This is a genomic window from Clostridium sp. CTA-7, from assembly GCF_054768095.1.
Window position 1 is genome coordinate 371,449 of the sequence record NZ_BAAAAV010000001.1, and the last position, 13,412, is coordinate 384,860.

The following is a 13,412-nucleotide window of genomic DNA, read 5'->3' on the forward strand; positions in this document are numbered from 1 at the left end:
AAAATTAGGAAAGTTATATTGACAAGAAAACCGGAAAAGGTTTACAATTAGTATGAAAGTAAATACTTACATACTATAAGGTTATTGGAATGGGGGATTAATATGATTAATGTAGGAATAGTAGGATTAGGATTGTATATACCAGAAACAAAAATGACAGCAAAGGAAATTTCAGAGGCTACAAATGGTATTTGGAGTGAAGATGCTGTAATTAAAAAATTAGGTATAATTGAAAAAACTATACCAGGAGAAAATGATGGGACTCAAGAAATGGGTGTTAGAGCAGCTTTAGACGCATTAAAAGATGCAAATATGACTCCAGAAGAGATAGACGTAATTTTATGTATGGGTGAAGAATGGAAGGAATACCCACTTACAACATCAGCACTTTATATACAAGGTAAAATAGGTGCTGTTAATGCTTGGGGAATAGATATTCAAAATAGATGTTGTACTACTGTATCTGCTTTAAAAATAGCTAAGGATATTCTTGTTGCAGACGAAGATATAAATACAGTGATGGTAGTTGGTGGATACAGAAATGGGGATTTTGTTGACTATTCTGATCCAAATATGTCTATGATGTACAACCTATCAGCAGGTGGTGGAGCTATAATATTAAAGAGAAATGCTGGAAAAAACCTTGTATTAGGATCACATATAAAAGCAGATGGAACATTTTCAAGAGATGCTGGAGTAGAAATTGGAGGAATAGCCAATCCATTTACTTCAAATAATGTTGAAGAGGGTTACAAGTCTTTAAGATTAATGGATGCAAAGCATATGAAAGATGGTCTAAATGCTATTTCAATGCCAAATTGGTATGAATGCATTGATAAAGCCTTAGAAAAATCAGGTTTAACAAGAGAGGATATAGATTATTGTGCGATTCTTCATTTTAAGAAATCAATGCATGATTTAATGCTAAAGGATTTAGGTTTAAGAGAAGATCAATCAATTTATCTATCAAATTATGGACACATGGGACAAGTAGATCAAATACTTTCATTAAAGCTTGGAATAGAAGAAGGAAAGGTAAAAGATGGATCAGTAGTTTTAATGATAGCTGCTGGTATAGGATATGTATGGTCTGCCAATGTAATAAAATGGGGAGAGTGTTAAAGCATGGATACATTTTTTCAAATATTATTTAGTAGTTTAGAAACTGGAAGTGTATATGCCTTAGCAGCATTAGGTATAATAATAATTTTTAGAACAAGTAGAACTACTAACTTTGCTCAAGGCTCCATAGGTATGTTTAATGCTTTTGTTGCAACATTTGCTTTTATACATTTTGGATTACCAACATGGGCAGCTGCAATAGTTGGTATGATAGCAGCTTTTGTATCAGGGGTATTAGTAGATGTAGTAATTATAAGAAAAGCTAAAAAAACATCACCAGTAGCAAAGCAAATCATAACTTTTGGAGTAATAATGCTTTTCTTAGGAGTAGCACCTATGATATTTGGTTCAACACCTTTGAATTTTCCAAAGTTTATAGAAAGTGGAGCTATAGATATATTTGGAGCATCAATTTCTTATAATGCTTTATTAAATATAATAGTTGGATTAGTAATAATGGGTGTACTATTCTATTTCTTACAAAATACAAAATGGGGACTAGCAGTAAGAGTAACAGCATCAAATGAGCAAACAGCAAGACTTATGGGGGTTCCAACATCATTAGTAACAATGGGTGCTTGGGCAATAGCAGCAGCTTTAGGAACTTTAGCAGCACTAATGCTTGCACCAGCAATTACAGTAAATGTTTCTATGATGGATAATGTTCAAACTAATGCACTTATAGCTTGTGTATTAGGTGGATTCCAAACTTTCTATGGGCCTGTAATAGGAGCTTATATAATTGGACTTGGAAGAAATGTATTAATATATTATGTTTCATCAACTTGGGGTGAACCTATACTATTTACATTAATCTTATTATTCATAGTTTTAAGACCAAACGGAATAATAGGAAAGAAAATAATAAAGAAGGTATAGGAGGAACAAAGAAATGAAGAAACTCTTAGAAAATAGATATATCAAATATATTTTATTTGGAGTTGTATTAGCTTTATTGCCATTACTTCAACAAATGGGAATTATAAAAAGTTCAACTGTAACTATATTTGGAACAATACTGTTTTATGCAATAGTAGCTATAGGACTTAATGTTCTTTTAGGATATTCAGGATTAATATCGTTAGGTACTGCAGGGTTTATGGGACTTGGAGCATATTTATCAGCATATCTAACTGATGATTTGAAGCTTCCTTTTATAGTATCTCTAATAATATCTATAGTGGTTCCACTTTTAATAGGTCTTTTAATAGGACTTGTATCTTTAAGAATTTCTGGAATGTATCTAGCTATAGCAACATTAGCGGTATCAGAAATATTTAAAAAGATATTTATTGAATTTGACAATATAACAGGTGGATTTTCAGGTAAAAGGGCAGGATATCCAAACCTTTTTGGAATAACATTAGATAGAGATACCACTTTTATATTAATTGTAGTGTTGCTAGTTATAGTTATGATACTTACAGATAACTTTATACATTCAGCAACAGGAAGAGCTCTTTTAACTATGAGAGTTAGTGAAGCAGCGGCACAAGCAATGGGAATTAACCTTTTAAAGTATAAGCTTACAGCATTTGCAATAGCAACAGTTTATGCTTCATTAGGTGGAGTGTTATATGTTCACTTTATAAGATTCTCTTATCCTGCTACATGGAACTTACTTTTATCCTTACAAATACTAGCTGTAATAGTTATTGGAGGAGTAAGAACTATAAGTGGACCTATAATAGGATCGATAATAGTTTTCGGAATTCCAGAATTAATACTAAAGCAATTACCTGTAATAGGTAGCATAGATGGACTAGCTTATATATTTACTGGAATACTGATAATAGTTGTAATACTGTTCTATCCAAATGGATTAATCTATATAGGAAAAGATATTAAAAAATATATTAATAAGAAGAAGGTGAAAGTAAATGAGCTTAACGCAAACACTTAAGGTTGAAAACTTATCTATAGCTTTCGGAGGATTAAAAGCCGTTGATGACTTAAGCTTTCATATTAATGAAGGAGAAATATATGGATTAATTGGTCCAAATGGAGCTGGTAAAACAACAGTATTTAACTGTATAACACAATTTTATAAACCTAATAATGGAAAGGTTATATTTAAATCAATAAAAAATGAGGATGTAAATTTAGTAGAAAAAAATACACATGACATTATTAGGCTTGGATTAGTTAGAACCTTTCAAAATGTTGAATTAATTCAAGACTTAAGCCTACTTGAAAACTTACTTATAGGTGCACATATTTCATATAAATCAGGATTATTTTCAAATGCTCTTAGAACTAGAAAATCTAAAAGGGAAGAAAAAGAAAATATAGAAAAGGCAGAAAAGATTTTGAATTTTTTAGGAATAGAAAGCAAAAAAAATGAACTTGCTGGTGGACAACCTTATGGAATATTAAAAAAGATAGAGCTTGGAAGAACTCTTATGAGTAATCCAAAATTAATAATTTTAGATGAGCCAGCAGCTGGATTAAATGATACTGAAACATTAGAATTAGCAAAATTGATTAAAGATATAAGAGATGAGTATAAGTGTAACATTTTATTAGTTGAGCATGATATGAGATTAGTTATGGATATTTGTGATCGTATATGTGCAATATCTTTTGGGAAAAAACTAGCAGAGGGAACTCCAAAAGAAATACAGTCTAATAAAGATGTACAAGAAGCTTATTTAGGAAAGGATGAGTAAGATGGAAAATTTAGCATTAAAGATAAATAATCTTACTGTTTCTTATGGAAGTATAAAGGCACTTAAGGGAATAGATATAGAAGTTCCAGAAGGAAAAATAGTTGCTTTACTCGGAGCAAATGGAGCAGGTAAAACTACTACTTTAAAAACTTTATCAGGAATTGTTAGTTCTGAAAGTGGAAGTATAAATTTTTATGGAAAAGATATAACTAAGCTATCTCCAGAAAAAATAACATCATTAAGAATGGTCCAATCGCCAGAAGGAAGACAAATTTTCCCTGATATAACAGTTGAAGAAAATTTAAGAATAGGAGCCTTTACAGTAAAGAGTAAGAAGGAAATAGCTAAAAATTTTGATAGAGTTTATAAATATTTCCCAATATTACAAGAAAGAAAAAAACAATTAGCAGGAACATTAAGTGGAGGAGAGCAACAAATGCTTGCAATTGCAAGAGCTTTAATGGCAAGTCCAAAGGTATTGCTTCTAGATGAGCCATCTTTAGGGTTAGCACCTCTTATAGTAAAAAATATATTTGAAATTGTAAAGGAAATAAATTCAGAAGGAACAACAGTTCTAATAATAGAACAAAATGCTCTTCAAACTTTAAAGATAGCAGATTATGCATATGTACTAGAAGTTGGAGAGATAAGTATGAAAGGTAAGGCTAGTGAATTAATCCAAGATAAGAGGTTATTGGAAGCATATCTTGGAGGGGAATAAAGTTTTTAGGGAGAAATCCTTAATATAAGTAAAATATATTTAAATAAAATATGTGGAGGGAATTTTTATGAGAAAAAAAATTGCATTACTTTTAGCTTCACTTACACTAACGATGGCTTTTGCTGGTTGTGGTAAAAAAGAAGAGGCAGCGCAAGGTGTTACTGAAACATCGATAAAGGTAGGAAATAGTATAGCAACTTCAGGTGCTTTTGCTCCAGTAGGAGTGCCATTTAAAGCAGGTATAGAAGCTTACTTTAAAATGGTAAATGAAGGTGGGGGAGTTAAGGGAAGAAAAATAGAGTATGTGCATCAAGATGATGAATTTAATCCAGAAAAAGGTAAAGCTATATTAGATAAGCTTGTAAATGATGAGAAAGTATTCTCTATAGTTGGACATTTTGGAACTCCAGTTGTAGGAGCAACATTAGATGACCTTAAAGAAATAGGTATTCCATCAGTTTACTTTGCAACAGGAACAGGTATATTATATAACGAAAATGCTACAAAGGGACAAGGAGATAATATATTCCCAGTACAACCTGTATATCCAATGGAAGGCCGTATAATGGCTGCTTGGGCAAAGGGTGAATTTAAAGCAGATAAAATAGGTGTAATATACACTAATGATGATGCTGGTAAAGATTTAGTTAAGGGTGTTGAGACAGAAGCTAAGAATATGGGTGGAATTGAAGTTATAAGTGAGCAAGTAGCTCCAGGTGCTGAAGATGTATCATCAGCAGTAACAAAAATAAAGAATGCAAATGTAGATACTGTAATAATTGCTGGTATTCAAGGTACATTCCCACAAATAGCTAAGGAGCTTGCAAAGCAAGGAAACACTAAACCAGCTATAACTACTTATGTAAACGTAGATAAAACTATGGTTGAGGCTGTAAAAGCAGACGTAGCAGGTAAGTTTGATATTTATGGAAATGCTTGGGTTGATGTAACTACACCAGCTATGGCTGAGTTCCAAAAATGGGTTAAGGAGACTTCAACTCAAGATTTTTCAGGAAATGCATATGCAATGACTGGATGGATAGCAGCTGATTTCTTTGTAAGAGGTTTAGAAAAAGTCGAAGGTGAACTAACTTGGGAAAATTATATAAAAGCTATGGAAAAAGAACCTATAAAGAATCCATTTGGAGGATCAATAGATTTTTCAGGTGGTAAGAGACTTGGTACACAAGAAATGTCTCTAGCAAAGATGGATTTAACAAGTCCAACAGGTTGGGCACCATATGTTGGATTTAAGAGCATAAATGATATATTAGGAAAATAATAAGAATTTATAACTATCAGCCAAGCTGATTTGGCTGATAGTTTACAAAACTTATGGGAGGGTTTAATATGTTACAAACAATTAAATCAAAAGACGTAATTGAAGATAAATATATAACAGTTGAAGAGGCTTTAACAAAGATAAAAACAGGTGATATAATTGTTTCAGGTCTTGCAGCTGCAGAGCCAAGAGAAATATTAAGAAATCTTCATACTATAAGTGATAAAGTAGAAGATGTTACAGTTACTACATGTTTACCGATGGAAATGGCAGAGTATTTTTTTAATCCACAATATAAAGATTCCTTTAGAATGGATGGATGGTTTTATACAGCTGCAATGAGAAAAGCTCATAAAAATGGAAATATTTCATTTATACCAAACCATTTACACTTAGCAGCAGTAAAAAGATTAGCTCATAAAGAGCCTAATATATATATGGGAACTGCAACTTTGCCAGATAAACATGGATATGTTTCTTTATCTTTAAGCAATGTGTATGAGAAAAGAATGCTGGAGGCTGCTGACCTAGTAATACTAGAAATAAATGAGAATTATCCAAGGACTTTTGGAGATGTAGAAGTTCATGTAAATGATATAGATTATATGATAAAAACTGATTATGAAGTACCAGAGCTTCTAGAGGTAGAGCCAAATGAAAAAGATTTAAAAATAGGAAAATTTATAGCTGATAGAATTAATGATGGAGATTGTATTCAACTAGGAATAGGAGGAATACCTAATGCAGTAGCGGCATCATTAATGGATAAAAAAGATTTAGGAATTCACACAGAGATGTTTACAACTGGGATGATGAAGCTTATAAGAGCTGGGGTAGTTACAGGAAAAAATAAAAATATATATAAAGGAAAACATATAGCAGCATTTGCTCTTGGAACTAAAGAACTTTATGATTTTATAAATGATAATCCATCTGTACTAATAATGGATGGGTATTGGACTAATGATCCATATACAATAGGATTAAATGATAATCAAGTTTCTATAAATACAACAATAGAAATAGATTTAACTGGACAATGTGCATCGGAATCAATAGGAGCAGTTCAATTTAGCGGAACAGGTGGACAAGCTGATACAGCTATAGGAGCACAAAGATCTAAGAATGGACGTTCTTTTATAGCTTTATATTCAACAGCAATGGTTAAAAATAAAGAAACAGGGGAAAGGGAAGAGATATCAAAGATAGTTCCGTTCTTAAAACCAGGAGCAGCAGTAAGTTTATCAAGGAATGACGTTGACTTAGTTGTTACTGAATATGGTATTGCAGAGTTAAGAGGAACGACTATTAGTGAAAGAGTTAATAGGCTAATTGAAATTTCACATCCCAAATTTAGAGAAGAACTTTTAAATAAGGCAAAAGAAATGGGCTTAATTTATTAATATAAAGTTAATGGAGGAGCAAATATGCCATTTATAAAATATAACAATAAGAATATTTACTATGAAGTTCATGGTGAAGGTAATCCACTTATAATTCTTAATGGGATTATGATGTCACATATGAGTTGGTCAGCATTCTTACCTCAATTAACAAAAGATAATAAAGTTATACTTTTAGATTTTTTTGATCAAGGTAAGTCAGATAAAATGGATAAAAGCTATAAGCAAGATTTACAGGTTGAAGTGGTTAAGACTGTAATAGATGAATTGGGTCTAGGGGAAGTGAACATATTTGGGATTTCTTATGGTGGGGAAGTAGCATTACAATTTGCATTAAAATATAATAATTTAGTAAATAAGCTTATGCTATTTAACACTACAAGTTATACTAACCCATGGTTACATGATATTGGAAGAGGATGGCTTAAAGCAGCACTTACAAAGGATCCAGAAATTTTTTATAATATAACTATACCTATTGTATATTCACCAATATTTTATACAAAAAATATAGATTGGATGAATAAAAGAAGAGAGCTTCTATATGGGGTATTTAAAGAAGACTTTTTAAATGGAATGGTAAGGCTTATAGAGAGTGCAGAGGGATATGATGTTAGAGAGCGATTAAATGAAATAAAGGCTAACACCTTAGTTGTTAGTAGTGAGTTTGATTTTATAACACCAATACCTGATCAAGAATACATTTGTGATAATATTTCTTTAGCTAAATATGTATTAATTAGAAATTGTGGTCATGCATCTATGTATGAAAAGCCTAATGAATTTATTAATATATTAACAGGATTTCTTGCTATTGAGAAAGAAATAAAAATAGTATAATATATTAATAGAGATAAATGTAAGGAATCACTTACTCTGAAACTGCTAAAAAAAGGAGAAAAAATAATGAGATATAACAATGAAACAAGTGAAAAGATAATGAAAGTAGCTTTAAAATTATTTTCTGAACAAGGATATTACTCTACAACTACAAAGCAGATTGCAGAGGAAGCTAGTGTTAATGAATTGACTATTTTTAGACATTTTGGATCTAAAAGCAATTTATTTCAAGTAACTACAGAACACTATGTAATTGACTCACATGTTGACTATATATTAAATGATACAGAGGAATTGACTTTTGAAGATGCTATGTTGATGATTTCAAATAGAATTTATAATCTATTTATTCAAAATACAAAGCTTTATAAGGTTCAAATGAAGTTAGCAGACAATGAGAAAGAATTTATTAAACTTAAGCTTTCAAGAAAGTTAATAAGTGTTCTCAAAGATTATTTTGAAAAGTTAAATGAAGAAGATGTAATAAAAGGAGAGCCAGAAATAATGGCTATTACCCTTATAAATAGCCTTTTAGGAGCATTTACAGTTGAATTATTAAGCGATGATACAATAACAGAAATATCATGGGAAGATTTAGTTAAGGAACATACAAGACAATTTGTGTCTTTATACAAGATTTAATAAAATATTAAAAATAATTAATCTTATTCGATAGGGAAAGATTAATTTTTTTAAAACATTATGTAAGTAAGTGCTTACGTAGAATGATTTTAGGAGGAGTTAAAATGTTAAGATTAGAAAATAAAGTTGCTATGGTTACAGGAGCATCACAAGGAATAGGAAGAGCAATAGCTGAAACTTTTGCAAGAGAAGGAGCTACTGTAATAGCTGTTGATATGAATAAGCTACCTTATGAAGTAGAGAATATACACGGATATGAAGTAAACGTTACTGATAGAGAAGGTATAAAAATATTCTTTAATTCAGTAATAGAAAGATTCGGTAAGGTTGATATTTTAGTAAATAATGCTGGAATAACAAGAGATGCATTAATACAAAAAATGACAGAGGAAATGTGGGATTTAGTTATAGATGTTAACTTAAAAGGATTATTTAATATTGCACAACTTATAGGACCTCATATGATGGAAACTGGTAAAGGTTCAATTATTAATATAGCATCAGTTGTAGGTGAATTTGGAAATGTTGGACAAACTAATTATGCAGCTACAAAGGCTGGTGTGATAGGTATGACAAAAACATGGGCTAAGGAGTTTGCAAGAAAAGGCGCTAACGTAAGAGTAAACTCAGTTGCACCAGGATATATAAATACAGATATGATGAAAACTGTTCCAGAGAAAGTATTAGAAAATATTAGATCTAAAACAATGCTTGGAAGACTAGGAGAAGCTGAAGAAATTGCAAATGCTGTTTTATTCTTAGCTAGTGATGAATCTTCATATGTAACAGGGCATAACTTATCAGTAAATGGTGGAATAAGATTATAGGAGGAATTTAAATGAGAGATGTAGTTATTTTATCAGCAGTGAGAACTCCTGTAGGAAGCTTTGGAGGAAGTTTATCAAAATTTACAGCAGTGGATTTAGGAGTAATTGCAGCAAAAGAAGCTATTAAAAGAGCTGGAATAAAGCCAGAAGATATAAATGAAGTTTTAATAGGAAATGTTTTAAGTAGCGGACTTGGTCAAAATGTATCTAGACAAATAGCAGTAAAAGCAGGGGTACCAGTAGAGGTTCCAAGTATGACATTAAACAAATTGTGTGGATCAGGACTAAGGGCTATTACTTTAGCAGCTCAAGAAATAATGCTTGGAGATGCTGATGTAATTTTATGTGGTGGAACAGAAAGCATGAGTAATGCGCCATACATTCTTAATTCAGCTAGATTTGGACAAAGAATGGGAGACGGAAGGCTTATAGACAGTATGATAGAAGATGGTTTAACTGATGCTTTTAACAAATATCATATGGGAATTACTGCAGAAAATATAGCAGAAAATTGGAATATATCAAGAGAAGAGCAAGATGAATTTGCAGTAAAGAGTCAAAATAAAGCAGAGGAAGCTCAAAGACTAGGCAAATTTGACGAAGAAATAATAGCAGTTGAAATTCCTCAAAGAAAAGGAAATCCTATTATATTTGATAAGGATGAGTATATAAAAGCAGGAATGAATTTAGACAAGTTAAACAGCTTAAGACCAGCCTTTAAAAAAGATGGTACTGTAACAGCAGGAAACGCATCTGGAATTAATGATGGTGCAGCTATGCTTGTAGTAATGAGCAAAGAAAAAGCTGATAGTTTAGGATTGAAACAATTAGCGACAATTAAAGGTTATGGTTCAGCAGGTGTTGACCCAGCAATAATGGGTTATGGACCTGTACCAGCGACAAGAAATGCTTTGAAGAAAGCAAATTGGACTGTGGAAGACTTAGATTTAATAGAAGCAAATGAAGCTTTTGCAGCTCAATCAATTTCAGTTGTTAAGGATTTAGGATTAGATACAGAAAAGGTAAATGTAAATGGTGGAGCAATTGCTTTAGGTCATCCTATTGGATGTTCAGGAGCTAGAATAGTTGTTACATTACTTCACGAAATGAAGAGAAGAGATTCTAAAAAAGGATTAGCTACACTTTGTATAGGTGGAGGAATGGGAACAGCAGTATTAGTTGAAAGAGAATAATAAAGGAATAAAAAGAATAAAAATAATAAAAAGAATAAAAGGGAGAGAGGATATTATGAAGGGAAGAACTATAAACGAAATAAGTATAGGGGATAAATCAAGCTACAGTAGAACTATATCGGAAGCTGACGTTGTTTTATTTGGTGGAGTAAGCGGTGATTTAAATCCAGCACATTTTAATGAGGAATATTCTAAGGATACTATGTTTAAAGGAAGAATAGCTCATGGAATGTTATCAGCTGGATATATATCTACTGTTTTAGGTATGCAATTACCAGGACCAGGAACAATATATTTATCACAAGAGTTAAAATTTACTGCACCAGTAAGATTTGGAGATACAATAACAGCTACTGTAGAAGTTATAGAGAAGTTAGAAGATAAAAATAGAATAACATTAGAAACTATTTGTACTAATCAAAAAGGAGACGTTGTTGTAAAGGGAAAGGCAGTAGTAATGCCACCTAGATAAATTAATTGATTTAATCAGGGGGAGAAAAATGGAGCTATTAGATAAACTCTGGGAATTATCTAAAAATGATATTAAAAGGATTGTACTTCCAGAGGGTGAAGAAGAAAGAAATATATTAGCAGCTATTAAAATTAAAAAATTAGGTTTAGCACATCCAATACTAATTGGAAACTTTGATGTTATATTAAATAAATCAAAGGAATTAAAGGAAGACATAAGTGCAGTTGAAGTAATAGATCCAGAGACTTCAAATAAGCTTGAAGATTATATAAATAGATTTTATGACTTAAGAAAAAGTAAAGGAGTAACCTTAGAAAAAGCTGAAAGAATAGTTAAAGATCCATTATATTTTGGAACTATGATGGTAAAATGTAATGATGCAGATGGAATGGTATCTGGAGCTATTCATACAACAGGAGATTTATTAAGACCTGGTCTTCAGATAATAAAAACATCAAAAGGTGTATCAGTGGTTTCTAGCTTTTTTATAATGGGTGTTCCAAATTCTTCTTATGGTGAAGAAGGAATGTTATTATTTGCAGACTGCGCAGTTAATCCAAATCCGACTTATGAACAATTAGCAGCTATAGCTATAGCAACAGCAGATACTGCTAAGAATGTATGTAAAATTGAACCAAGAGTCGCAATGCTTAGCTTTTCAACTATGGGTTCTGCAGATCATGAAACTGTAGAAAAAGTAAGGAAAGCTACAGAACTTGCTAAGGAGTTAAGGCCAGACTTATTAATAGATGGAGAACTGCAATTAGATGCAGCGATAGTTGAAAAGGTTGCAAAGCAAAAAGCACCAAATAGTAATGTAGCTGGTAGAGCAAATGTTTTAGTATTCCCAGATTTACAATCAGGTAACATAGGATATAAGCTTGTACAAAGATTTGCAAATGCTGAAGCAATAGGTCCAATTTGTCAAGGATTTGATAAGCCGATAAATGACTTATCTAGAGGATGTTCAGCTGATGATATAGTAAATGTAGTAGTTCTTACTGCTGTACAAGCACAAGCTACAAGATAATAGAGGTGAAGATAAATGAATATACTTGTTATTAATTGTGGAAGTTCATCATTAAAATATCAATTAATAGAGATGAAAAACGAAGAAGTTATATGTCAAGGGTTAGTTGAAAGGATTGGAATAGAGGGTTCCATATTAACACATAAGACAAATATGGATATAAAGCATGTAAATAAAAGAGAAATTAAAAATCACAAAGAAGCTATAAATTTAGTTTTAGAAACTTTATTAGATAAGGAAATAGGAGCAATAAGGGATCTTAATGAAATATTTGCTGTAGGTCATAGGGTTGTTCATGGAGGGGAAAGGTATTCTGAATCAGTTGTAATAGATAATAATGTTTTAAGTTATCTAGAGGAATGTATAAAGCTAGCGCCAATTCATAACCCACCAAATGTTATTGGAATAAAGGCTTGCATGGAATTAATGCCTTTAACTCCAATGGTAGCAGTTTTTGATACTGCATTTCATCAAACTATGCCTGAAGTTGCATATATTTATCCAATTGAATATAGTTTATATGAAAATCATAAAATTAGAAAATATGGATTTCATGGAACCTCTCATAAATATGTATCCCAAAAGATTGGAGAAATACTAGATAAGGATATAAAAACTTTAAAGATAGTAAGTTGCCATTTAGGTAATGGAGCAAGCTTGTCTGCAATTAAAAATGGAAAATCAATAGATACTTCAATGGGATTTACTCCTCTTGCAGGAGTTGCAATGGGAACTAGATCAGGTAATATAGATCCATCAATAGCTACATTTCTAATAGAGGAATGTGGGTATACTGTTGAAGAAGCAAATGAATCTTTAAATAAGAAATCTGGAGTATTAGGAATATCAGGTGTAAGCTCAGATTTTAGAGACTTAGAAAAAGCAACAGAAGAAGGTAATGATAGAGCACAACTTGCATTAGATATCTTTCATTATAGAATAAGAGGACAAATAGCTGCTTATGCCGCTCATATGGGTGGAGTAGATGCTATTATATTTACAGCAGGAATAGGAGAAAATTCTATTACCACAAGAAAATCGTGTTTAGAAGGATTAGAGTTTTTAGGTATTGAAATTGATGATAAAAAGAATAATGTGAGAGGAAAAATAGCAGAAATTTCATCTGATAATTCTAATGTAAAAGTATATGTTATACCGACAAATGAAGAGTTAATGATTGCAAAAGAAACTTTAGAAGTTTTAAATTAGCT

The 13,412-nt window shown here is 31.5% G+C and carries 14 protein-coding genes; all 14 read left to right on the forward strand.

From position 1 onward, the window contains the following. Positions 1 to 102: 102 nt before the first annotated feature. The 14 genes from ACYUEX_RS01560 (at position 103) to ACYUEX_RS01625 (ending at position 13,410) form a co-directional block, all read left to right on the forward strand. Positions 103 to 1,122 carry a 3-oxoacyl-ACP synthase gene (locus tag ACYUEX_RS01560; RefSeq protein WP_460286265.1) on the forward strand — a complete coding sequence of 340 codons (1,020 nt, stop codon included), beginning with the start codon at positions 103 to 105 and terminating at the stop codon, positions 1,120 to 1,122. A 3-nt stretch (positions 1,123 to 1,125) separates the two neighbouring features. Beyond that, positions 1,126 to 2,001 (forward strand): branched-chain amino acid ABC transporter permease, encoded by an 876-nt coding sequence (locus ACYUEX_RS01565; RefSeq protein WP_411169938.1) that lies wholly within the window; start codon positions 1,126 to 1,128, stop codon positions 1,999 to 2,001. A 13-nt stretch (positions 2,002 to 2,014) separates the two neighbouring features. Beyond that, complete coding sequence (locus tag ACYUEX_RS01570) at positions 2,015 to 3,025, forward strand: branched-chain amino acid ABC transporter permease (RefSeq protein WP_460286266.1); 1,011 nt, start codon at positions 2,015 to 2,017, stop codon at positions 3,023 to 3,025. Next, positions 3,003 to 3,791, forward strand: coding sequence for an ABC transporter ATP-binding protein (locus ACYUEX_RS01575; protein ID WP_411169940.1), 789 nt, complete (start codon positions 3,003 to 3,005; stop codon positions 3,789 to 3,791). The genes ACYUEX_RS01570 and ACYUEX_RS01575 overlap by 23 nt, the downstream gene beginning before the upstream one ends. A 1-nt stretch (position 3,792) precedes the next feature. Next, positions 3,793 to 4,512 (forward strand): ABC transporter ATP-binding protein, encoded by a 720-nt coding sequence (locus tag ACYUEX_RS01580; RefSeq protein ID WP_460286267.1) that lies wholly within the window; start codon positions 3,793 to 3,795, stop codon positions 4,510 to 4,512. A 67-nt stretch (positions 4,513 to 4,579) separates the two neighbouring features. Then, on the forward strand, positions 4,580 to 5,794 hold the full coding sequence (locus ACYUEX_RS01585; RefSeq protein ID WP_460286268.1) for an ABC transporter substrate-binding protein: 1,215 nt from the start codon (positions 4,580 to 4,582) through the stop codon (positions 5,792 to 5,794). A gap of 68 nt (positions 5,795 to 5,862) precedes the next feature. Then, positions 5,863 to 7,197 carry an acetyl-CoA hydrolase/transferase family protein gene (locus tag ACYUEX_RS01590; protein WP_460286269.1) on the forward strand — a complete coding sequence of 445 codons (1,335 nt, stop codon included), beginning with the start codon at positions 5,863 to 5,865 and terminating at the stop codon, positions 7,195 to 7,197. Between the two features lie 24 nt (positions 7,198 to 7,221). Next, positions 7,222 to 8,037 (forward strand): alpha/beta fold hydrolase, encoded by an 816-nt coding sequence (locus tag ACYUEX_RS01595; protein ID WP_460286270.1) that lies wholly within the window; start codon positions 7,222 to 7,224, stop codon positions 8,035 to 8,037. A gap of 66 nt (positions 8,038 to 8,103) precedes the next feature. After that, positions 8,104 to 8,679 (forward strand): TetR/AcrR family transcriptional regulator, encoded by a 576-nt coding sequence (locus ACYUEX_RS01600; RefSeq protein WP_460286271.1) that lies wholly within the window; start codon positions 8,104 to 8,106, stop codon positions 8,677 to 8,679. 104 nt (positions 8,680 to 8,783) lie between these two features. Further along, the gene (locus tag ACYUEX_RS01605; protein WP_460286272.1) at positions 8,784 to 9,506 is read left to right on the forward strand and encodes a beta-ketoacyl-ACP reductase; all 723 of its coding nucleotides are present in this window, start codon (positions 8,784 to 8,786) and stop codon (positions 9,504 to 9,506) included. A gap of 11 nt (positions 9,507 to 9,517) precedes the next feature. Beyond that, positions 9,518 to 10,699: an acetyl-CoA C-acetyltransferase gene (locus ACYUEX_RS01610; RefSeq protein ID WP_460286273.1), complete on the forward strand. Its 1,182-nt coding sequence runs from the start codon at positions 9,518 to 9,520 to the stop codon at positions 10,697 to 10,699. 55 nt (positions 10,700 to 10,754) lie between these two features. Next, complete coding sequence (locus ACYUEX_RS01615) at positions 10,755 to 11,171, forward strand: MaoC family dehydratase (protein ID WP_460286274.1); 417 nt, start codon at positions 10,755 to 10,757, stop codon at positions 11,169 to 11,171. Between the two features lie 28 nt (positions 11,172 to 11,199). Further along, a complete protein-coding gene (gene pta, locus ACYUEX_RS01620) occupies positions 11,200 to 12,201 on the forward strand; it encodes a phosphate acetyltransferase (RefSeq protein ID WP_460286275.1) in 1,002 nt (333 codons plus the stop codon). Between the two features lie 15 nt (positions 12,202 to 12,216). Beyond that, a complete protein-coding gene (locus ACYUEX_RS01625; protein ID WP_460286276.1) occupies positions 12,217 to 13,410 on the forward strand; it encodes an acetate kinase in 1,194 nt (397 codons plus the stop codon). Positions 13,411 to 13,412: the final 2 nt, after the last annotated feature.